We start from the raw sequence: 206 nt of genomic DNA on the forward strand, positions 1-206 counted from the left end.
CGGGCGCGGGGATCACTGGCGTAGCGGGTACTGTGACGACCGATGTCGCGGGGGTGTGAAAGTCCGCGCTGCCGTTGTTGAACATGTTGGCGACGCCGCCGCTGTTGTAGCCGGCATGGTTGTCGGCAGCGTCGCCCGCCAGGGTCTGGCCGTTGAGGCTGACCTGATGGACGTAGAGGTTGCGGTCGGCCGTCGCGCTGCCGCCG

The 206-nt window shown here is 68.4% G+C and carries 1 protein-coding gene; it reads right to left on the reverse strand.

The window, feature by feature from the left end; translation table 11 throughout:
• The coding region (locus FV230_RS30285; RefSeq protein WP_187275684.1) for a hypothetical protein at positions 1 to 206 on the reverse strand (206 nt) is incomplete at both ends.

This window comes from Methylobacterium sp. WL6 (assembly GCF_008040095.1).
Taxonomy (GTDB): Bacteria; Pseudomonadota; Alphaproteobacteria; order Rhizobiales; family Beijerinckiaceae; genus Methylobacterium.